This window comes from Bradyrhizobium sp. CCGB01 (assembly GCF_024199795.1).
In the GTDB taxonomy this organism is placed as follows: Bacteria; Pseudomonadota; Alphaproteobacteria; order Rhizobiales; family Xanthobacteraceae; genus Bradyrhizobium.
The window spans coordinates 5,846,958-5,865,583 of record NZ_JANADK010000001.1; the positions used below are offsets into that span (position 1 = coordinate 5,846,958).

Annotated in this window: 23 protein-coding genes; 10 read left to right on the forward strand and 13 right to left on the reverse strand. The window is 65.3% G+C overall.

Annotated elements, in window-relative coordinates:
• Positions 1-113: 113 nt before the first annotated feature.
• Complete coding sequence (locus tag NLM25_RS27215) at positions 114-758, reverse strand: trimeric intracellular cation channel family protein (RefSeq protein ID WP_254120405.1); 645 nt, start codon at positions 756-758, stop codon at positions 114-116.
• 164 nt (positions 759-922) lie between these two features.
• Between NLM25_RS27215 and NLM25_RS27220 the strand changes: the two genes are divergently transcribed.
• On the forward strand, positions 923-1,315 hold the full coding sequence (locus NLM25_RS27220) for a hypothetical protein (protein WP_254120406.1): 393 nt from the start codon (positions 923-925) through the stop codon (positions 1,313-1,315).
• A 60-nt stretch (positions 1,316-1,375) separates the two neighbouring features.
• Here the strand turns inward: NLM25_RS27220 and NLM25_RS27225 are convergent, their stop codons facing one another.
• From NLM25_RS27225 to NLM25_RS27235, 3 genes are read right to left on the reverse strand one after another with little or no spacing between them, the layout of a single operon-like run.
• On the reverse strand, positions 1,376-2,185 hold the full coding sequence (locus tag NLM25_RS27225; protein WP_254139045.1) for an oxaloacetate decarboxylase: 810 nt from the start codon (positions 2,183-2,185) through the stop codon (positions 1,376-1,378).
• 51 nt (positions 2,186-2,236) lie between these two features.
• Positions 2,237-2,587, reverse strand: coding sequence for an antibiotic biosynthesis monooxygenase (locus NLM25_RS27230; RefSeq protein ID WP_254139046.1), 351 nt, complete (start codon positions 2,585-2,587; stop codon positions 2,237-2,239).
• A 35-nt stretch (positions 2,588-2,622) separates the two neighbouring features.
• Positions 2,623-2,931, reverse strand: a complete 309-nt coding sequence (locus NLM25_RS27235) for an NIPSNAP family protein (RefSeq protein ID WP_254139047.1) — start codon at positions 2,929-2,931, stop codon at positions 2,623-2,625.
• Positions 2,932-3,079: 148 nt separating this feature from the next.
• Here NLM25_RS27235 and NLM25_RS27240 point away from each other — a divergent pair, with 148 nt between their 5' ends.
• From NLM25_RS27240 to NLM25_RS27250, 3 genes are all read left to right on the forward strand, one after another.
• Positions 3,080-3,772, forward strand: coding sequence for a helix-turn-helix transcriptional regulator (locus NLM25_RS27240; protein ID WP_254120410.1), 693 nt, complete (start codon positions 3,080-3,082; stop codon positions 3,770-3,772).
• A gap of 201 nt (positions 3,773-3,973) precedes the next feature.
• Positions 3,974-4,984: an alpha/beta fold hydrolase gene (locus tag NLM25_RS27245; RefSeq protein ID WP_254139048.1), complete on the forward strand. Its 1,011-nt coding sequence runs from the start codon at positions 3,974-3,976 to the stop codon at positions 4,982-4,984.
• 291 nt (positions 4,985-5,275) lie between these two features.
• Positions 5,276-5,527, forward strand: a complete 252-nt coding sequence (locus NLM25_RS27250) for a GCG_CRPN prefix-to-repeats domain-containing protein (protein WP_254120412.1) — start codon at positions 5,276-5,278, stop codon at positions 5,525-5,527.
• Positions 5,528-5,677: 150 nt separating this feature from the next.
• Here the strand turns inward: NLM25_RS27250 and NLM25_RS27255 are convergent, their stop codons facing one another.
• Positions 5,678-5,956, reverse strand: coding sequence for a twin-arginine translocation signal domain-containing protein (locus NLM25_RS27255; RefSeq protein ID WP_254120413.1), 279 nt, complete (start codon positions 5,954-5,956; stop codon positions 5,678-5,680).
• Positions 5,957-6,182: 226 nt separating this feature from the next.
• Positions 6,183-6,497, reverse strand: coding sequence for a hypothetical protein (locus NLM25_RS27260; protein WP_254139049.1), 315 nt, complete (start codon positions 6,495-6,497; stop codon positions 6,183-6,185).
• Positions 6,498-6,602: 105 nt separating this feature from the next.
• Between NLM25_RS27260 and NLM25_RS27265 the strand changes: the two genes are divergently transcribed.
• The 3 genes from NLM25_RS27265 (at position 6,603) to NLM25_RS27275 (ending at position 9,658) form a co-directional block, all read left to right on the forward strand.
• Positions 6,603-8,564 carry an alpha/beta hydrolase domain-containing protein gene (locus NLM25_RS27265; RefSeq protein ID WP_254139050.1) on the forward strand — a complete coding sequence of 654 codons (1,962 nt, stop codon included), beginning with the start codon at positions 6,603-6,605 and terminating at the stop codon, positions 8,562-8,564.
• Positions 8,565-8,758: 194 nt separating this feature from the next.
• Positions 8,759-9,412: a glutathione S-transferase family protein gene (locus NLM25_RS27270; RefSeq protein WP_254139051.1), complete on the forward strand. Its 654-nt coding sequence runs from the start codon at positions 8,759-8,761 to the stop codon at positions 9,410-9,412.
• Between the two features lie 93 nt (positions 9,413-9,505).
• Positions 9,506-9,658, forward strand: a complete 153-nt coding sequence (locus NLM25_RS27275; RefSeq protein ID WP_254139052.1) for a hypothetical protein — start codon at positions 9,506-9,508, stop codon at positions 9,656-9,658.
• Between the two features lie 9 nt (positions 9,659-9,667).
• Here the strand turns inward: NLM25_RS27275 and NLM25_RS27280 are convergent, their stop codons facing one another.
• Positions 9,668-10,015 carry a hypothetical protein gene (locus tag NLM25_RS27280; RefSeq protein ID WP_254139053.1) on the reverse strand — a complete coding sequence of 116 codons (348 nt, stop codon included), beginning with the start codon at positions 10,013-10,015 and terminating at the stop codon, positions 9,668-9,670.
• Positions 10,016-10,121: 106 nt separating this feature from the next.
• On the reverse strand, positions 10,122-11,654 hold the full coding sequence (locus NLM25_RS27285; protein WP_254139054.1) for an acyl-CoA carboxylase subunit beta: 1,533 nt from the start codon (positions 11,652-11,654) through the stop codon (positions 10,122-10,124).
• Between the two features lie 149 nt (positions 11,655-11,803).
• Between NLM25_RS27285 and NLM25_RS27290 the strand changes: the two genes are divergently transcribed.
• From NLM25_RS27290 to NLM25_RS27300, 3 genes are all read left to right on the forward strand, one after another.
• Positions 11,804-12,208 (forward strand): DUF4260 domain-containing protein, encoded by a 405-nt coding sequence (locus NLM25_RS27290; RefSeq protein ID WP_254120421.1) that lies wholly within the window; start codon positions 11,804-11,806, stop codon positions 12,206-12,208.
• A 163-nt stretch (positions 12,209-12,371) separates the two neighbouring features.
• Positions 12,372-12,965: a hypothetical protein gene (locus NLM25_RS27295; protein WP_254139055.1), complete on the forward strand. Its 594-nt coding sequence runs from the start codon at positions 12,372-12,374 to the stop codon at positions 12,963-12,965.
• Positions 12,966-13,045: 80 nt separating this feature from the next.
• Positions 13,046-14,044, forward strand: a complete 999-nt coding sequence (locus tag NLM25_RS27300) for a dienelactone hydrolase family protein (RefSeq protein WP_254139056.1) — start codon at positions 13,046-13,048, stop codon at positions 14,042-14,044.
• A gap of 171 nt (positions 14,045-14,215) precedes the next feature.
• Here the strand turns inward: NLM25_RS27300 and NLM25_RS27305 are convergent, their stop codons facing one another.
• The 5 genes from NLM25_RS27305 to NLM25_RS27325 all read right to left on the reverse strand — a co-directional run bounded on the left by NLM25_RS27305 (position 14,216) and on the right by NLM25_RS27325 (position 18,572).
• The gene (locus tag NLM25_RS27305) at positions 14,216-14,872 is read right to left on the reverse strand and encodes a carboxymuconolactone decarboxylase family protein (protein ID WP_254139057.1); all 657 of its coding nucleotides are present in this window, start codon (positions 14,870-14,872) and stop codon (positions 14,216-14,218) included.
• 79 nt (positions 14,873-14,951) lie between these two features.
• Entirely contained in the window at positions 14,952-15,791 is an 840-nt protein-coding gene (blaOXA, locus tag NLM25_RS27310) for a class D beta-lactamase (RefSeq protein ID WP_375167845.1), read from the reverse strand.
• Between the two features lie 55 nt (positions 15,792-15,846).
• Complete coding sequence (locus tag NLM25_RS27315; protein WP_254139059.1) at positions 15,847-16,110, reverse strand: EscU/YscU/HrcU family type III secretion system export apparatus switch protein; 264 nt, start codon at positions 16,108-16,110, stop codon at positions 15,847-15,849.
• Positions 16,107-17,720: a flagellar hook-length control protein FliK gene (locus tag NLM25_RS27320; protein ID WP_254139060.1), complete on the reverse strand. Its 1,614-nt coding sequence runs from the start codon at positions 17,718-17,720 to the stop codon at positions 16,107-16,109. The genes NLM25_RS27315 and NLM25_RS27320 overlap by 4 nt, the downstream gene beginning before the upstream one ends.
• A 57-nt stretch (positions 17,721-17,777) precedes the next feature.
• The gene (locus NLM25_RS27325) at positions 17,778-18,572 is read right to left on the reverse strand and encodes an ATP12 family chaperone protein (RefSeq protein ID WP_254139061.1); all 795 of its coding nucleotides are present in this window, start codon (positions 18,570-18,572) and stop codon (positions 17,778-17,780) included.
• Between the last annotated feature and the right edge of the window lie 54 nt (positions 18,573-18,626).

Here is an 18,626-nt window from a genome sequence, read left to right on the forward strand (position 1 = left end):
CCTCCTCTCCGTCATTGCGAGGAGCGCAGCGACGAAGCAATCCAGAATCACTCCGCGGATGATTTCTGGATTGCTTCGCTGCGCTCGCAATGACGACGTGGATGACAGAACCGCTACCTCTCCTCCTCGCCCGTGAACACGAACTTCGGCATCTCCCATTTGTAGCGCACGGCCAGCAAGCGGAAGCTGATGCCGAGGACGAAGGTCAAGATGGTCCAGAGCTCGGCATTGAGCTTGAGGCCGAAGGCGGTGGCGTAGAACAGGCCGGTGACGACCGAGACGCTGGCGTAGAGTTCGGAGCGGAACAGCAGCGGCACGTCGTTGCAGAGTACGTCGCGCAACACGCCGCCCGCGCAGCCCGTGACCATACCGGAGACAATGACGATGGGCAGCGTGGCACCCATCTGCCAGGCGATGTCGCAGCCGGCCATGGTGAAGACGACGAGGCCGATGGCGTCGAGGACGATGAAGGCGACCTTCAGCCGGTGCACGAGTCGCGCGATCAAAATGGTGAGGAAGGCAGCGCCGCCCGCCAGCGCGAGGTAGATCGGATTTGCGACCCAGGCCAGCGGATAGTGCCCGAGGAAGAGATCGCGCAAGGTGCCGCCGCCGAGCGCGGTGATGCAGCCGAGGAAGCAGACCCCTAACCAGTCCATGCTGCGGCGGCCGGCCGCGAGCGCGGCGGTCATGCCTTGCGCTGCGACCGCGATCAGCGACAACAGATGCAGCACGCTATCGCTCGGCGGCAAGCTCCACATCGCTTTGTTCCCTTTTCCCTCGATGGAACCGGCGCACGGTTCCAAGCTGAACAGGTTCCCGATTCCTCGCGTGAGGGCAACATGCGACGAAAGCACTAAAGAGGGCGGAACAGAATCTCGCATCTAAGGGTTGTCCAGCTGCAATAGTCGAGGAGACCCAATCGATGGCTGACGACCGTTTTCCCAACGATCCGTATCGCCCGAATCTCGCCGATGATGAGTATGTCCGTGCGGCGCGACGGGATGCCGAGCTTCAGGCCGATCCCGAGCTTGGCGAAGGCCCCGCCTCCAGTGGCAAGGTAGCGCTGTTCGCTGTTGCCATTGCGGTGGTTCTTGGTGCCGTGTTCTACGGCCTGAACAACACGGGCACCGGCAACCAGGCGAGCAATACGCCTGCGACACAGACCGCCCAGCAGGCTCCACCAGCTAACCCGGCCGCCCCTCCCGGCATGCGTGACGTGACGCCGCGCAACAACACGGGACCCGGCGTGACCACCGGCGCCGCGCCGAGCAAGCCGGCTCCGGATACGCAGACGCCGTCTGACGGCGCGAAGTAAAGATTTGTAACGACGTGCGACTGCGGCGGGACCTCACATCCCGCCGCTTTCGTTTTGCCGCTAGCTGAACATCTTGTTGAGCTCGCCGCCGGGATAGCCACTGCCGAGCTCGGTAAAGGTCCCCTTCTCCGCCATCTCCTTTGCGGCGCGCATGAAGCCGCCCCAGGCGGCGCGGGCAAGCGAGCCGCCGACGCTGATCCGGCGCACGCCGAGATCTTCCGCCTCCTGCAAGGACAGGCCAGAGGCGCCGATCAGCAGGTTGAACGGCTTTGGTGCGACAGCCTTCACCACCGCGGCGATGTCCTCGCGCGTCTTCAGGCCCGGCGCGTAGAGACAGTCCGCGCCGGCGTCGGCGTAAGCGGTGAGCCGGTCGATGACGAGCTTGAGGTCGGTCACGCCCCACAAATACGCCTCGCAGCGGCCGACCAGCAGCGTGCCGCTGTCGCCGATCGCCTTGCGTGAGGCCTTGATGCGCTCGACCGCGAGTGCGCGCTCGTAGAGCGGCCTGTCCTTGTCACCAGTGGAATCCTCGATCGACAGGCCGGCGACGCCGGTGCGCACACCGCGCTCGACATTGTCCGCGACCTTGTCCGGCTCGACGGCAAAGCCGCCCTTGAAATCCGCGTTGATGGGGATGTCGACGGCCGAGCACAATGCTGCCAGATGCTGACAGACGTCCTCGACGGTGACGTGGTTGTCGGCCTTGCCGATGGTCCAGGCAAAGCCCGCGCTGGACGAGGCAAGCGCCTTGAAACCGAGATGCTGCAACGCCTTGGCGCTGCCGACATCGACCGGATTGGGCAGGATGAAGCAGCCGCTCTCGTGCATCTTCTTGAACGTCGCGCGCTTGTCGGCGGTCGTCACGTGCATGTTTCTCTCCCTTGTTGGCCGCGCAGAGATGGGGATGCTCCACGCGAGGCGCTAGTGCGCGTCGTGCACGGCGCGGCTGTCCTTCGGCGCCTCGTCCCGATCATTCATGCCGTAGTCGCGGATGACGCTGGCGATGCGCAGATGGTAATCGGCGAAGATTTTTGCCCTGCCCTTCGCCTGCGTGCGCCGGTGCTCCATCGTGTTGCGCCACACCTGAACCGCCGCCTCGTCGCGCCAGAACGACACCGACAGGATCTTGCCCTTCTCGGTCAGGCTCTCGAAACGCTCGACCGAGATGAAGCCGTCGATGGTTTGGAGGATCGGTTTCAAATCGGCCGCGAGGTCGAAATAATCCTGGCGGTGTTCGGGCTTGGGCCAGACCTCGAAGATCACGGCGATCATGGGCGTCTCCTGTCGTTGATGGCCCACAATACCACTTACAAGGCCACTTGGCGCAGGAACGTGCGCTCTTCCGCAAGGATGAATTTGTGCTCCTCGGCAAAATGGAAGTTGGCCATCCCCTCCGCGTCCTGCCGCAGCCGGGCGCGATAGGCCTCGTAGGCGGCCAGATTCTCGAAGGTGATCAGCGCGAACGCGATGTTGTTGGTGCCCTCATGCGGCATGAAATAGCCGATCAGGTCGCCGCCGCATTTCGGGATGATGGTGAGCCAGCGCTTCGAGTACTCCTCGAACTGCGCACGTTTGAAGGGATCGAGCTGGTAGCGGATGAAGACGGTGACGGACATGATGGGCTCCTGATTTGTATGTGCAACGGGCAAAACGAAACCGTCGCCGCTGAAGCAGTCTGGATTGCTTCGCTTCGCTCGCAATGACGTGTTCGCAGAGACAAGCTACGCCCTTGCTCCACCACAATGCTTCGGCTACCATCGAAGCATGAAATCAGGCCCTGACATCGCCATGGTCGCCTCTCTCGTGGGTGATCCCGCACGCGCGAACATGCTCACCGCGCTGATGAACGGCCGCGCGCTGACCGCGAGCGAGCTGGCGCAGGAGGCCGGCATCACGCCGCAGACCGCGAGCTCGCATCTGGCCAAGCTCGAGGCCGGCGGGCTGGTCGAGCCTGAGAAGCAGGGCCGCCACCGCTACTATCGCCTCACCGATGACGATGTCGCTGGCGTGCTCGAAGGACTTGCGGGGCTTGCCGCGCGAACCGGCCACATGCGCGTGCGCACCGGGCCAAAGGATCCGGCGCTGCGGCGCGCCCGGATCTGCTACGACCATCTCGCCGGCGATCTCGGCGTGCAGATGCTGGACAGCCTGCGCGCGCGAAACCTGGTGCGGCAGAAGAAGCAGGACATCGAGCTGACGGCTGAAGGCGAGCGCTTCCTCGCAAAGCATTTGCAGATCTCGTCCGAGATGCTGACCCATCCTCGCCGCCCGGTGTGCAAGGCCTGCCTCGACTGGAGCGAGCGCCGCCACCATCTCGCCGGCACGCTGGGCGCGGCCATGATGCAGCGCTTCAATGAGCTGAAATGGGCCGCGCGCGACGCCACGCCCGGCAGCCGCGTGGTGAACTTCACCCGCACCGGCGAGAAGCAATTTGCGACGCTGTTCGGGAAAGATTGATCACGCCCGCCGCATGAGATCGCACATTTGCGTGTGAACTCCTGTTGTCGTCATGGCCGGGCTTGACCCGGCCATCCACGTCTTTATTGCGGCTGGCACGTGGATGCCCGGGATGTCTGCGCGAAGACGCGCTTCGCGCTTTTGCCCGGGCATGACGGAGACTTTGTCTCGCAGCGCCAATCCTAACCAGAGCCCTTCCCTATGCACCGCCTCCTCCCGGCCGCGCTCGCCGCCGCCCTCCTCGCTTCCCCGCTGACATCCACCCACGCTGCCGACACCGCTTCGCGCGAGCCCTACGGCATCGCGCTCGAAGGCTTTGCCTATCCTTATCCCGTGCATCTGCTGCCGGTTGTCAATGACGGCGAGCAGCTCAGCATGGCCTACATGGACGTCGCGCCCGTGCAGCCGAACGGCCGCACCGTGGTGCTGCTGCACGGGCGCAATTTCCCGTCGAGCTATTGGGCGCCGGTCATCAAGATGCTGAACGAGGCGGGTTATCGCGTCGTAGTGCCGGACCAGATCGGCTTCGGCAAATCCTCCAAACCGACGGGCGAGCTGCATTTCGACAATCTGGCGCGCAACACCATCGCGCTACTCGATCATCTCAAGATCGACAAGGCCGAGATCGTCGCCCATTCGCTCGGCGGCATGCTGGGGGTGCGCATCGCCCGCGCCTATCCGGATCGCGTCGCCCACCTTGTTCTGACGGCCCCAATCGGGCTGGAAGACTACCGCCTCTACGTGCCGCCGACGCCGACCGAGAAGATCATCGAAAGCGAGGACAAGCTCACCGCCGAGGGCTATCGCAAGCAGCTCCAGACCAACTACGCGATCAAGCTGCCGCCGGACGCGATCACCCCGTTCATCGACGCCCGCTTCAACATCAAGGGCAGCCCCGACTATCCGCGCTGGCTGCGCGCCTTCGTCAGCTCCGGCCAGATGATCTACCGCGAGCCGGTGGCGCACGAGGTCGCGCTGATCACCGAGCCGACGCTGTTCATCATGGGCGCTGACGACCACAACGCGCCGGGCCGGCCGAACGCACCGGAGGCGCTGCGCGCGAAGATGGGCCAGAACGCCGAACTCGCCAAGGCGCTTGCCGCGAAGATGCCGAATGCGCGGGCCGAGGTGGTCCCGGACACCGGCCACCTCGTGTTCCTGGAAGCGCCGGAGAAGTACAGGGAGCTGGTGCTGGGCTTCCTCGGCCGCTAGCGCGTTTTCGAGCGAAGCGGATACCGGTTCGCGCCAAGACAACGCGTCAAAATAGGGAATCTGGAACCCCCTTTCCGATTCCATCGGAACGGGGCTCCAGCGCCATTGGCGTCGCCTGAAGCCGCATGCGGGGAACGTTCATGCCGTATTCAGGTCATGATTGGCAGGTTTGGATCGCGCCGTGTCGGCATGTTGCAAATTTAACATGTCGAATCGTGTGTTTTGATTGATTGTGCGCCGCAAGCGCCGAGCCCCCAAAGACTTGCCCCCAAGGACGAGAAGGAAGATCAAATGAAATATCTGTTCGCCGCCGTCATGCTCGCCAGCGCGGCCGTCGGTTTCAGCGACGCAGCCAGCGCCATGCAGGGGTGCGGCCCTGGCTGGGCTCGTGGTCCCTATGGCGGCTGCCGCCCGATCCGCGGCCCCGTCGTTGTGCGTCCCGCCCCCATCGTGGTCGCCCCGGCGCCGGTCGTCGTCGTGCCGCGCGCCCGCGTCTGCCCCTACGGCTTCCGCTGGTACGCCGGCCGCTGCCGCCCGATCTGATCTCGCCTTTTCGCGTTACAAAGTGGCCGCGCAGGATCAGCCTGCGCGGCCATTTCTTTTGAACGCCTGGCGTCTCATCGTGGAGGGACCGCGCCGAATCAAAACGGGGACCGCAATTGCGGTCCCCGTCCAGACTCGGCCGATGCGCGCTTACCAGTGATGGCGGCGGTGCCAACGCCGGCGATGCCAGCCCCAATGACGGTGGCCCCAGCCCCGGTGGCGGCCATGCCAGTGCACCTGTTCGGGAGTCAGCTTGGAAGCTTCCTCACTGGTGGTGACGGCGGGATGGGCGTCGGGATTGCCTTGCGGCATGCGCGCGGGGTCACCGAGCGGCTGCGGCGCCAACGGCGCAGCTTGTGCGGTCGCAGTCAACGTTGCGGCTCCGGCCGCGACGCCAAATGCGAGTTTCAAAAAGTTCCGACGCTCCATGACATGTCCTCTAGGCTATCGAGCAAGTGATGCAGAGGGAGTGTCGCGGTCTCGACATGAACCAAAGCTGAATCGCCCCTTCAGATTCATGCGTGGTGTCAGGGAGGAGCCGTAGCCCGGATGAAGCGCAGCATAATCCGGGAAGGTCATGCCGTGAGGCGAAGGCCTAGATTGCGCTTCGCTCCATCCGGGCTACGGAACTCGGTCCGGGTTAGGCTTCGGCGTCCTAGCTCGCAAACTCCTGCGCCAGCACCAGCGTCTCGCGCGTGCGCTTCACGTCGGGCCAGTCGCGGTTGAAATCGGCAACGAGCTGCTTGAGCGCATCGCCCTTCAGCATCGCAGCGAGCTTGGCCTCGTCATCGAACTGATACATGGCCTGGTGCAGCGAGGGATCGTCCAAACTCCAGAACCGCCAGGCCTTGCTGACGCCAAACACCTTCACCGCGTCGGGCACATGTTCCGTCTCGTACCATGTGTCGAAGGCGGCGCGCTTGCTGGCGTCAGTGACGATGGCACGAACGACGAAGTAGGCAGCGGGCATGTGTTTCCTCCTGTTGTTTGGCCGCAGCATAGACGGTTATAGTCGCGGCAACAAAAAGCCCGCGCGACGGACAATGCCGTCGCGCCGATAAGGGAAGGAATGGCCATGCGCAGGATCATCACCGGCCTCGTCGCGATCGCATGCCTGTGGCCGGCCGCCTCAATCGCCGAAATCGTCCGCTTCGACATTCTGGAACGCGTGCCCGCCTTTGCCAGCCGCAGCTTCGGCGATGTCGGCACCTATGAGCGGATCACGGCGCGCGCGACCCTCGCGCTCAACCCGTCCGACGACCGCAACGCCGTCATCACCGATCTCGCGCTCGCGCCGCGTCGCCCTGACGGCAAGGTCGAGGCTACCGCAGACGTCGTGATCCTGAGGCCCACCGATCCCACGCACGGCAACGGCACGCTGCTGCTGGAGGTGCCCAATCGCGGCCGCAAGCTGGCGCCGCAATTGTTCGACGATTCCGCACAGCCCGGCGCCAACATTGCGGACAAGGCCGAGGACGCCGGCATCGGCTTCCTGCATCGCCAGGGTTTTACGATGGTCTGGGTCGGCTGGCAGGGTGATATCCCCTCCAAGCCCGGACAACTCGCGCTGACGGCACCGGTGATCAAGAACATCGCCGGTCCGGCGCGCGAAGAGATCGTCTTCGACAACACGACCAATCCCGCGCGCGCGACGCTGACCTGGCCGGCGGCCGACGCCGCCACCGACCTCAAGGTCTCCGTGCGCGCGGCCTGGGCCGATGCGCGGCAGACGCCTTCCGGCCTCTCCGCAAAACTCGTCGATGCCAATACGGTTGAGATCACCCGGCCCGACGGCTTTGATGCCGGCGCGCTCTACGAGATCACCTACACCGCGCGCGATCCAGTGCCACTCGGCATGGGCTATGCCGCCGTGCGCGACGTCGTCAGCTTCCTCCGCCACGACGAGACGCCGGCGAATCCGCTGCTCAACGGCCTGCACCCGTCGGTGAGCCGGGCCATCGGCTTCGGCGTCTCGCAATCCGGCCGCTTCCTGCGCGACTTCCTCTATCTCGGCTTCAACGAGGACCTCTCGGGCCGCATGGTGTTCGACGGATTGATGCCGCATGTCGCGGGCACGCGGCGGATGGCGACAAACGTCCGCTTCGGCCAGCCCGGCCGCAACCCGCGCCATCCGCAGGATCCGGCGTGGCAGGCCGATCTCTTCCCCTTCACCTATGCCAGCCTGAGCGATCCCTATTCCGGCAAGACTGATGGTTTGCTTCGCCGCTGCTCGCTCTCGGCGACATGCCCGAAGGTGATGCAGACCGACAGCGAGCACGAATGGTGGGCCTCGCATGCCTCGCTGCTGGTCACCGATCTCTCAGGCAACCACCTCGACCTCCCCGACAACGTCCGCGCCTACATGATCACAGGCACACCGCATTTCGCGGAAGCCGCCGACGTGATGAAGAAGGGCGTGCCCGCGATGTCGCTGCCGCAGAACCCGATGCATGCGGGCATGCCGATGCGCGCGCTGCTCACCGACCTCAACGCCTGGATCAGCGACGGCGTAAAGCCGCCCGCAAGCCGCATCCCCATGCGCGCCCACGGCACGCTGGTCACAGCGCAGGGCGCCGTGCCGACCGACATCCCCGGCCTGCCTTATGCCGCCATCCACACGCTCGCCGTTTTCTCCGACCAAAGCGTACTGCCGCCGAAGGAGATCGGCCGCTATCCCGTGTTCGTGCCCAAGGCGGACAATGACGGCATGGCCATCGCAGGCATCCGCCAGCTTGCGCTCGCGGTGCCGCGCGCGACCTACACCGCCTGGAATCCGCGCGCGCAAGGGTTCGGCCCGACCGCGCTTTATCCATTGCAAGGCGCGGTGGTGCCGTTCGCGCCGACGGAAGCCGCGCGCAAGGAAGTGCATGATCCCAGGCCGTCGATCGCGGAGCGATATGCGGATGACGGCGCGTATGTCGCGGCGGTGAAGCGCGAGGCCACGCGGCAGATGGCGGAACGGTTGCTGCTGCCGGAGGATGCGGAGCGCGCGGTCGAGGCGGCCAAGCAAGGCCGGCTGGCGAAGCTTGGGCAGTAAACACCGGTCCGTAGTCCGTAGGGTGGGCAAAGCGAAGCGTGCCCACGACTTCCGCCGCCGGGCAAAAGGTCGTGGGCACGGCGCAAGTGCGCCTTTGCCCACCCTACGGTTCTGCCCGCGGAGAAAAAACGTCCGCCCCCTGTCGGATCGCCCGCCCTTCATCCGTCCTATGCCGGACAGCACGGAGACACCGCATGGCCGACCTCACCCTGACCACCTTCGACTGGGTTCCTCCGCCCCCGCGCGGCTTGGTGCGCGACCTCCGCGTGCGCTGGGCCCTGGAAGAAGCCGCCCTGCCCTATCGCGTCGCAAGCGTGCCGTTCGCCGATCGAAGCCCCGCGCATTTCGCGCACCAGCCCTTCGGCCAGGTGCCGTGGCTGACCGATGGCGACCTCTCGATCTTCGAGGGCGGCGCGATCCTGCTGCATCTGGGCGAACTCAGCCCGAAGCTGATGCCATCAGATCCGCGCGGTCGCGTTGAGGCGACGGAGTGGGTGTTCGCCGCGCTCAATTCGGTGGAGATGGCAAGCCTGCCCTGGACGATGTCGAAGTTCATGGGCCATCCGAGCGACACGGCGGCGTGGAAATTCGTCGACGACTTCCTCAAGCTCCGCCTCAAGCACATGGAGACGGTGCTGGCAGGACGGGAATGGCTGGCGGGCTCTTTCTCCGTCGCCGACATCCTGATGGCGGACGTGCTGCGCGTCGTCGATAAGTTCGACGGGCTCACGGACAGTCCCGCCTGCCGCGCCTACGCCGCGCGCGCTACGGCTCGCCCGGCATTCGCAAAAGCCCGCGCCGACCAGATGGCGCATTTCGAGGCGGCGGATAAGGCACGATCTGCGTGACCTGCCGCACATAACTAACCCGGCATCGGCCATACGCTCACAGCCATTAAAACGAAGCAGATGGCCTCAAATTTTCAGGGCGGAAGGTGACACATGGCCCGCATCGACTATCTCAAGGACCAGCTTGCCCGCGCCGAGCGTCTCGTAAAGGCGATCCTCGACCAGCAGACCGCGGAACGCCTCCAGGCATTCGCAGCCGAGTGCCGCACGGATTTGCCGGTGCTGGCGCTCAGGACCGCCGCGTAAGGCGGCGCGTCACACCAGCTTCATCGGCGTATCGGCGACCACGCGCAGGTCGAACGTTCCGATCAGCGCCGAGCGCCGCGCCTCCGCAGCACCGATCGCATCGACCGTCTGCCGCAACGTGCTGATGTTCGAGCCGAGCGAGACGATCCCGCCCAGCACCAGCGCGATCGACCCGAGCGCGGCAGTCTGACCTGTCCCCAGCAGACCGAAAATCGTGATCAACAGCAGTGCGGCCCCGCTGCCGATCGCGATCTTGGACGCCAGAATGTATTTCCTGCATCGCTCGGCGATCTCGGCGAGCCGCTCGATCCGATCTTCGATGTCGGAGATTTCGTCGGTCGGATCGTCTTCGGTCATTGGATCGATGCCAAATCAGAAGAAACCAGTAGCCCGCATGAGCAAAGCGACATGCGGGACTTGAGAGAACCCGGATGTCGCTGCGCTCATCCGGGCTACGCGTCCCTCACAACGGCAAATTGTCGTGCTTCTTCGCCGGCGTCTCCACCTTCTTGTCCTTCAGCATCGCCAGCGCCCGCGCGATGCGCTTGCGCGTCGAGTGCGGCATGATGACGTCGTCGATGTAGCCGCGTTCGGCGGCGATGAAGGGGGACAGGAAGCGGTCTTCGTATTCCTTGGTGCGCGCGGCGATCTTGTCGGGGTCGCCGATGTCTGAGCGGAAGATGATCTCGACCGCGCCCTTGGCGCCCATCACCGCGATCTGGGCGGTCGGCCAGGCGTAGTTCATGTCCGCGCCGATCTCCTTGGAGGCCATGACGTCGAAGGCGCCGCCATAGGCCTTGCGGGTGATGATGGTGACCAGCGGCACCGTAGACTGCGAATAGGCGAACAGCAGCTTTGCACCGTGCTTGATCAGGCCGCCATATTCCTGCGCGGTGCCCGGCAGGAAGCCCGGCACGTCGACGAAGGTGACGATCGGGATGTTGAAGGCATCGCAAAAGCGAACGAAGCGCGCGGCCTTGCGGGAGGCATCGCTGTCGAGCACGCCCGCCAGCACCATCGGCTGGTTGGCGACGAAGCCGACGGTGCGGCCGGCGATGCGGCCGAAGCCGGTGACGATGTTCTTGGCGAACATGTCGGCGATCTCGAAGAAATCGCCCTCGTCCACGACCTTCAGGATCAGCTCCTTCATGTCGTAGGGCTTGTTCGGGTTGTCGGGGATCAGCGTGTCGAGCGACATGTCGACCCGGCCGATGTCGTCAAAGCTCGGCCATTCCGGCACGCCGTCGGTGTTGTTGGACGGCAGGAAATCGATCAGGCGCCGCATCTGCAGAAGCGTCTCGACGTCGTTCTCGAAGGCGCCGTCGGCGATCGAGGAGCGCGTCGCGTGCACCGAGGCGCCGCCGAGCTCTTCCGCCGTGACGACCTCGTTGGTGACGGTCTTCACCACGTCGGGGCCGGTGACGAACATGTAGCTGGTGTTCTTCACCATGAAGATGAAGTCGGTCATCGCCGGCGAATAGACGTCGCCACCGGCGCAGGGGCCCATGATGACGGAGATCTGCGGGATCACGCCCGAGGCCAGCACGTTGCGGCGGAACACGTAGGAATAGCCGGCGAGCGCGGCGACGCCTTCCTGGATGCGGGCGCCGCCCGCGTCATAGAGGCCGATGATGGGCGCCCGCGCCTTCATCGCCATGTCCTGGAGTTTTGTGATTTTAAGCGCGTGCGTTTCCGAGAGCGACCCGCCGAATACGGTAAAGTCCTTGGCGAACACAAAGGTCTTGCGGCCGTTGACGGTGCCCCAGCCGGTGACGACGCCGTCGCCGGGCACCTTGCTCTTCTCCATGCCGAACTCGGTGGAGCGGTGCTCGACGAACATGTCGAATTCCTCGAACGATCCCTTGTCGAGCAAGAGCTCGATGCGCTCGCGCGCGGTCAGCTTGCCGCGGGCGTGCTGCGCCTCGATGCGCTTCTCCCCGCCGCCGAGCTTTGCGCCGGCCCGACGATCTTCAAGGGCGTCCAGGATATTCTTCATTTGCTCCCGCCAGTTCTTAGCCTAAATGCGATTGCCGGGGGTTCTAACACGGCATTTTGCGGACCGGGAAGCGGCTTTCGGTGTCGCAGGGCTGCCCTGCCGCAGCGTGAAAGCGCAAGGAATTACAAAGTTTTGCCTGGGAGACGACGATGGATGAGGCAACGGCCGAGACGGGCGCGGCGACCGGCGGCGTCAAGATCCTGCTGCGGCTGGAGGGCCTGACCCTGTTCGCGGGGATGGTGATGCTCTACGCGTCCTGGGACGGCTCGTGGCTGGTGTTCGCCCTGCTCTTCTTCGTCCCCGATCTGAGCTTCCTGGCCTACCTTGCCGACGCCAAATTCGGGGCGCTGGTCTACAATGCCGCCCACAGCTACATGGCGCCGGTGACGCTGCTGACGCTGGGCTTCGGCTTCGCCTCCCCCCTCACCCTGTCCATCGCCCTGATCTGGCTCGCCCATATCGGCCTCGACCGGGCGCTCGGCTATGGCCTGAAATATTCGGCCGGGTTCGGCTTCACCCATCTCGGCCGGATCGGGCGGCAGAAGGACGCGTGATCCCGGCGCTCGTGCGGCGGGAGACCGCCATTTTGTCGGCCCTCGCCCGTTGACCGGGCCGGCCGATTCAGGCTTGCTTCAAGCCCAGCGATCAGGCGCCGAATGTTGCGTGGGCTCAGTCGGTACGGCGGCGGTCATCATTTCCGGCTGCAAGCATCACCCCATGTCCGCGACGGTCGTCCCACTGCCGCCGAGCTCATCGTCCGAAACGACCGACTTCCTGCGACGCATGGCCAGCATGGTGTCGGGACGGAACGGCGAGATGTTGCTGCGCGCTGCGAGCCTGATCGAGTCGCTGGCGCATCGGGCGATGTCGGCGGAACGCCTCTATCACGAGGAGCACGAAGAGAACACACGCAACAGCGAGCTGCGCGAGGCCGGTGAGATGGCCTCCGATGCCATGGTCAAGCAACTCGATGCGCTGCGCGGCCAGCTTGCCGAGGTCACCGCGGCAGCCGCGGCCGAGCGCACGGCGTTCGACGCCGAGCGCGACAAGCTGCTCGGCCTGATGCAACATGCCGAGAGCCATATCGGCAAGCTCACGACCGAGCTCGAGACGCTGCGCGCCTCCGTCGACAGTTTCAACGAGACCGTGGTCCCCGTGCCGACCGAGATGCTGCGTCTGGCACGCACCCAGTTCGATTTCCTCTCCGCCGGTTTTGCCCGCAAGGGCGACGTGATCTCACAGGCGATGAGCGAGATCGGCGGCTTTGCGATCGACCAGGCGCTGACGGCGAAGAAGACAGATACCGCCTGAGGCTGTGGAAGCTGACGGTGCGAAATTGACACCGCGCAAGCCCGTCGTTCTACTCAACAATAATCATAAGGGAGGATCCGATGCCGACGGCATTCCGCGTCGTTGCGACGCTCATCACGCTTTACGGTTCGGCCTTGTTCACTGGCGCCAATGCACAATCCCTCCCCAAGGAAGTCGCCACCCGCGCCGAGATCTACCCGATCCCCTCGCTCACCCTCTCCGACCAGCAGTTTCTCAGCGGCGACGCGGCGGCCGGCAAGCCGGTGACGGTCGCAGGTGAATTCCGTGTTGCGCAGGGCACCGGAAAACTCCCCGTCGTGGTGCTGATGCACGGCTCGAGCGGCGTCGGCGCGACCACCGAGGCCTGGGTGCACGCGTTCAACGCCATGGGCATATCCACCTTCGTGATCGACGGCTTCACCGGCCGCGGGCTGACGGTGGTCGGGCCGAACCAGGCGCTGCTCGGCCGGCTCAACCTGATCGTCGACATCTACCGTTCGCTGGAGATCCTCGCAAAACATCCGCGCGTCGATCCTGACCGCATCGTGCTGATGGGGTTTTCGCGCGGTGGTCAGGCGACGCTTTATGCGAGCCTGGAACGCTTCAACAAGCTTTGGAACAAGTCCGGCATCCAGTTCGCCGCCTACATCCCGTTCTATCCGGATTGCTCGACAACGTATCAGAGCGACGCCGAGGTCGCCGCGCGCCCGATCCGCATCTTCCACGGCACGCCGGATGACTACAATCCCGTGAAGAGCTGCAAGGCGTTCGTCGAACGGCTCAAGACAGCCGGCCGCGACGTGGTGCTGACCGAATATCCCGACAGCGCCCACGGTTTTGACAGCGGCCTGCTCGGCGTCAGCACCGTTGCGGTGTCGGCCAATGCGCAAACCGTGCGCAACTGCCGGATCAAGGAAGGCGACGGCGGTGTGCTGATGAATGGCGATACGAACGCGCCCTTCACCTACAAGGATTCCTGCGTCGAGCTGAACCCGCATGTCGGCGGCAATCCCGCGACGGCGGCGGAGTCGCGGAAGGCCGTGGAGGATTTCTTGCAGGCGCTGTTCAAGCTGGGATAGTGGGTCCGAGACGAGATGCCGTAGGGTGGGCAAAGCGACTTGTCCGCCGTAGCTCGAAGAGCGAAGGCGGAAGCGTGCCCACCAAATTGCAGATCCCGGCATGGAGAGATGGTGGGCACGGCGCTACGCGCCTTTGCCCACCCTACGGCTTCGCAAGTTTGTCGCGAATTCCTACGGCTCACCCGGCTTGAACGGCTCCTGCTTGTCCGGCGGCACGGTCTCCTCCGCCATCGCCAGCAGCATCGCGACCATCACGTAATTGCCGGCAAGCGCGGTAAGGTCGACGATCTGCTGATCGTTGAACAGCTTCTTCGCACGCGCGTAGGTCTCATCAGAAACCTTCTTGGTCGTGGTGAGCTCGGTGACGAAGTCGTAGACCGCCGTCTCGTCCTCGGCCATCTTCGACGGGCGCTTGTTGGCCTTCAGCTCCGCGATGATGTCGGATGACAATCCCGCCTTGGCCGCAAGCGGCGCGTGCGCGAACCATTCCACCTGCGAACGCCACTGCCGCCCGATGATCAGGATCGCAAACTCGTTGAGCTTGGTCGGGACCGAGGTTTCCCAGCGCAGATAATAGAACAGGTCGAACAGGCGCTGGCCGAGCACGGGGCTGCGGATCATGGGATTGTAGGGCCCGCCGATCCCGACGCTCGACACCTTCATGATCTGCTCGCCGAGCGGCTTCTGCTTGGCATCCAACTGAGCCATGGTGAGCTGCGGAAAGCGCGGCTCCTTGCTGGTGGCGGGCGCGGCAAACATCGTTGCGGCGAGCCAGCCGCCAGCTGCGGCCAGCGTGAGTGACGACAACCAGAGCGGCGTTGAGTTCATTATTATCCTCCCGACCTTTTTTCTTGCTTGGTCGGGACGATGCTAGTCGAGCGGGTTCGCGCGCACCAGCGCGGTCACGCTAAATCGCGCCGATCTCGGCAAGGCAGGCTTGCGTCAGCGGCATGCGCTCGCCGATGAGACGCGGCTCCTTGCAATCCATGTTGAGCGCGAACACGGTGTGGGCCTCGCCCTTTTCGGCCCAGCCCACCATCCAGCCGAGCGACGGCTCGCCGCGCTCGGCGCCCAAGAGCCCGGACTTGGCGCGAATGACGCTATCGCCAACCTTGGTCGCCGGCAGAATGTCAGCGACGAGATCCTGGCTGCGCTTACTGACCGGCAGCGCGCGGCGGCGCAGCCGGTCGACGAAATCGACCTGCTCGACCGGATCGATGCGCAAGTTGCCGGTGAGCCAGAACTGGTCGATGCCGCCGCCGATATCGCGATTGCCGTAGTCGAACAGATCGACATACTTTTGCATGCGCTCCTGGCCGATCCGGCGCGCGATCTCCTGATAGACCGGCACGGCGCTGACCGCGATCGCGCTGCGCAGCGTGTGATCCTTGTTCCAGACTTCGATCGGACGCTTCACACCGTCCCACGGGAACACGTCCTTGTCGGGATCGGTGACCACGCCGGTCTCGAGCGCGATCAGCGAGTTCGGGATCTTGAAGGTCGAGGCCGGCAGCTTCGCCTCGCCCGAACGCTCCTTGTCGCTGGCGACGATCAGATAGTCCTCGACCTTGTAGCCGATGAAGGTGCCTGACGTGCCGAGGTCGGTGAAGCGCTTTGCGAGGCTGTCACGGATCTCGTTGCGCGGCGGCGCGACATGGGCGAACGCACGCTGCGGCAGGAACGCAGTTGCGGCGAGAAGGCCAAGGGTGGAACGGCGGGTGAGCAAGGGCGATGTCCGTTGAGCCATGGGAGTCGGCGCGACCATGCAGCCGCTATCGTGGTGAAACGATGACAGCTTGTTTCTAGCGCCCCCGGCCCGACAGCCGCAGCACGAACACCAGCACTTCGGCGACGGCCTTGTAGAGGTCGGGCGGAATCTCCTCGCCGAGCTCGACCTTGGACAACGCGCCGGCCAAAATCTCGTTCTCCTCGATCGGGATGTCGTTGGCCTTCGCGATCTCGACGATCTTTTCGCCGATCGTGCCCTTGCCCTTGGCGACGACGACGGGGGCATTGGTGCCCTTCTCGTAATGCAGCGCGATCGCGAGCTTGGTCTGGTCGCTCATGTGGCGCGATCCAGGAAGTGGCCGGCGCGAGCCGGTGCAGGCTGCGGCGGCGTGCCGTCGCGGACCAGGATGTCACCGGGCTTGAGCTCGGCTCGCGTCAGGGCCTGGTTGAGCTCGCCGATGCCGGCACGTAGCTGCTGCGCCGTCGCCGGCCGCTCCGCCCACATCCGCACAAAAGTCTTGTCGCCGTTCAGAGTGATCAAGGCGTGCACGGGACCGGCCGGCTCGACATTGAGCGTGAAGCGCGCGCGCCAGGCGCGCTTGGCGGGATCGCCGGATTCGTTGCCGCCGTCGCGCGAGATCTCGAACTGCGCCATCGCGGTGCCCTGCGGCGTTGCGAAGGGAATCTCGAAATTCCACTGCGGCACGGCCGGGTCGATGCGATGGCCACTGGCGTCGACGCGGTCCGGGAGCGAGGCGACCTGAAGCAAGGTCTGCCGCGCGATCGCGGCATCGGTGTCGTCGAGCAGGCGATGCACGGTCGTCGTCAGCGGCGTATCCGGCGCGAGCGATGGCGAGGCGATGGACTGAGGCGCCGGCAATGCGCCGCGGAATGGCGGTGGCGTCGCGCGCGCGGCCGCCTCGAAGATATGTCCGTCGGGCACGGCCTTGTTCGAGCCGGGCACATTGCCCGTCATGCGCGGCAGGTTTTGCGTGACCTCCTGCAAGAGACTCGCCGCCAGGCCGGCGGACATGGTTCGCGGCATCGCGGCCTGCGGGGCGTTGCCGGCGATGTCGGCGAGCACAGCGGCCGCGAGATTGGCGCTGCGCGGCATTTGCGGCTGTTGGGCGATCTCAGGTTCGTTTGACGGCAATGCGGCTTGCGCGGCCTCACCTGCAGTCCGAACCGGCGCGGCGGCGACCTGCGGCGCGGCCGTGGCGCCAGCGGAGATCGCGGCGCCCTGCGGCCCGGCGGTCTCGAGCGTGGCCAGCGTCTGGCGCAGCACCAGCAGTGCCGCCTTCAGGTCAGGCATCGTGCCGGCCGACGGCGTCGTGCCTGCGGCCAGCGAAGCCTCGAGGAACAGGCCCGACTTCTGGAAGGCGGATTCGATGTCGCCGCCATCGAGCCCGGTGTTGAGCGGCGTCTGCTGCGCCAGCACATCCAGGACCGCCTGCTTCAGTCCCGCCGGCAGATCGCTGCCGGTGACGACGGCGGCCAGATTGGCGAACAGCGGCGCCTGGCTGCCCTGTTTTGTGACCGCCTCGGCCGAAGCCGCGGTGACAGCGACCTGCTCCAATGGCGTCAGCGTATTGCGTGCCGCGCTCGCTGACGGCGCAAGCGACGGGCTCTCCACCAGCGCGGCCGCACGCGGTGTCAGCATGATCTGATCGGCCGTCGCCTCGCCTGCTCCGCTCATGACGGCCAGCCGGATGGTGCCGTCGTTCTGAGATACCGCGAGCTGGAGATTTTGCCCTGATGTCAGCGCCACCTCCGACGCCACGTCCATCGTGAGATTGGCGATCGCGATCCGCACCAGATTGTCGGCGAGCACGCTGACGACCCGGGCGTCGACGACGCTGCCGGCCTGCAGCACGAGATCGGGCGTCGCCGCATCAGCAACAGGGCTGGCAGCACTGACGGGAATGATCGAGCTTATCGGCGCCGGCATCTGAAGGGGCCCAGAGAACGCTGGCCCCACCCTAAGGCCCCCCTCGTAAACCTCTCGTTAAGGACCTTCGGCCGCTTGCGGCTTCGCCGCTGCCAAAACCGTCACGGCGGCCTCGAAATCCCTGAAGCGCGCGGCCCGGCGGCTGGCTGCCTCCTCGTCCACGCCCCATTTCTCGGCGTTCCAGTCCTCGTCGACATGGGCTGCGGCCCAGACCTGGCCGGCATCGCGGACGCCATGGGCGAGCGCCAGCGCCAGCAGCGCCGAGCCGGTCAGGGTCGTGACCACATGGAGCGCCGCCACCGACCAGGCATCCCCGGGCAGCGCCGCGCGGGCGGCCTGAACCGCCTCCTCCGGCTGCTTCACATGCATGATGCCCTCGGACAGGATGAAATGCGCCCCCAGCGTCTGCGCAGCCCAGAACAGCACGGGATCCCAATGCGCGGCCTCGCGGGCGACCAGCCCTTCGGGATTCCCGGCGCGATAGAACAGCAGGTCGGTCTCGAAGTATTTTGCGAGGTCGTCGCTGACGAGCTCGACGCGATCGATGACCCCCTCGACGACACTGTTGGCGATCCGCGTCAGCGGCATGGTCACGGGATCGATCGTCTCGCCCTGAGCCGCCCATTCCGAGGCGACCGCATCGGCCAGCGCGCGCGACGGGATCACCACCTGGCGGCCGGACGGCGTGCGGATCGGCTTGCCGTCGAGCGTGATGGCGAAGCCGCCCTCCGCATCAGCGACGCCCGCCTCCTTGTAGAAGCGCTTGCGCTGCGGCGCGCGCGCGGCCTGGCGGACCGATTCCTGCGGATCGAGCGGGGATCGCCCCGCAGCTTCATCGAACAATTCGCGCATCTTGAGTCTTCGGGCTCCGCCGCTGAATGCCGGGGTTCTAAGATAAGACCGGCT

Excerpts from the sequence above, each read along its gene's own strand:
- NLM25_RS27215 (WP_254120405.1), bottom strand. The coding sequence starts at position 758 with ATGTGGAGCTTGCCGCCGAGCGATAGCGTGCTGCATCTGTTGTCGCTG.
- NLM25_RS27220 (WP_254120406.1), top strand. The coding sequence starts at position 923 with ATGGCTGACGACCGTTTTCCCAACGATCCGTATCGCCCGAATCTCGCC.
- NLM25_RS27225 (WP_254139045.1), bottom strand. The coding sequence starts at position 2,185 with ATGCACGTGACGACCGCCGACAAGCGCGCGACGTTCAAGAAGATGCAC.
- NLM25_RS27230 (WP_254139046.1), bottom strand. The coding sequence starts at position 2,587 with ATGATCGCCGTGATCTTCGAGGTCTGGCCCAAGCCCGAACACCGCCAG.
- NLM25_RS27235 (WP_254139047.1), bottom strand. The coding sequence starts at position 2,931 with ATGTCCGTCACCGTCTTCATCCGCTACCAGCTCGATCCCTTCAAACGT.
- NLM25_RS27240 (WP_254120410.1), top strand. The coding sequence starts at position 3,080 with ATGAAATCAGGCCCTGACATCGCCATGGTCGCCTCTCTCGTGGGTGAT.
- NLM25_RS27245 (WP_254139048.1), top strand. The coding sequence starts at position 3,974 with ATGCACCGCCTCCTCCCGGCCGCGCTCGCCGCCGCCCTCCTCGCTTCC.
- NLM25_RS27250 (WP_254120412.1), top strand. The coding sequence starts at position 5,276 with ATGAAATATCTGTTCGCCGCCGTCATGCTCGCCAGCGCGGCCGTCGGT.
- NLM25_RS27255 (WP_254120413.1), bottom strand. The coding sequence starts at position 5,956 with ATGGAGCGTCGGAACTTTTTGAAACTCGCATTTGGCGTCGCGGCCGGA.
- NLM25_RS27260 (WP_254139049.1), bottom strand. The coding sequence starts at position 6,497 with ATGCCCGCTGCCTACTTCGTCGTTCGTGCCATCGTCACTGACGCCAGC.
- NLM25_RS27265 (WP_254139050.1), top strand. The coding sequence starts at position 6,603 with ATGCGCAGGATCATCACCGGCCTCGTCGCGATCGCATGCCTGTGGCCG.
- NLM25_RS27270 (WP_254139051.1), top strand. The coding sequence starts at position 8,759 with ATGGCCGACCTCACCCTGACCACCTTCGACTGGGTTCCTCCGCCCCCG.
- NLM25_RS27275 (WP_254139052.1), top strand. The coding sequence starts at position 9,506 with ATGGCCCGCATCGACTATCTCAAGGACCAGCTTGCCCGCGCCGAGCGT.
- NLM25_RS27280 (WP_254139053.1), bottom strand. The coding sequence starts at position 10,015 with ATGACCGAAGACGATCCGACCGACGAAATCTCCGACATCGAAGATCGG.
- NLM25_RS27285 (WP_254139054.1), bottom strand. The coding sequence starts at position 11,654 with ATGAAGAATATCCTGGACGCCCTTGAAGATCGTCGGGCCGGCGCAAAG.
- NLM25_RS27290 (WP_254120421.1), top strand. The coding sequence starts at position 11,804 with ATGGATGAGGCAACGGCCGAGACGGGCGCGGCGACCGGCGGCGTCAAG.
- NLM25_RS27295 (WP_254139055.1), top strand. The coding sequence starts at position 12,372 with ATGTCCGCGACGGTCGTCCCACTGCCGCCGAGCTCATCGTCCGAAACG.
- NLM25_RS27300 (WP_254139056.1), top strand. The coding sequence starts at position 13,046 with ATGCCGACGGCATTCCGCGTCGTTGCGACGCTCATCACGCTTTACGGT.
- NLM25_RS27305 (WP_254139057.1), bottom strand. The coding sequence starts at position 14,872 with ATGAACTCAACGCCGCTCTGGTTGTCGTCACTCACGCTGGCCGCAGCT.
- blaOXA (WP_375167845.1), bottom strand. The coding sequence starts at position 15,791 with ATGGCTCAACGGACATCGCCCTTGCTCACCCGCCGTTCCACCCTTGGC.
- NLM25_RS27315 (WP_254139059.1), bottom strand. The coding sequence starts at position 16,110 with ATGAGCGACCAGACCAAGCTCGCGATCGCGCTGCATTACGAGAAGGGC.
- NLM25_RS27320 (WP_254139060.1), bottom strand. The coding sequence starts at position 17,720 with ATGCCGGCGCCGATAAGCTCGATCATTCCCGTCAGTGCTGCCAGCCCT.
- NLM25_RS27325 (WP_254139061.1), bottom strand. The coding sequence starts at position 18,572 with ATGCGCGAATTGTTCGATGAAGCTGCGGGGCGATCCCCGCTCGATCCG.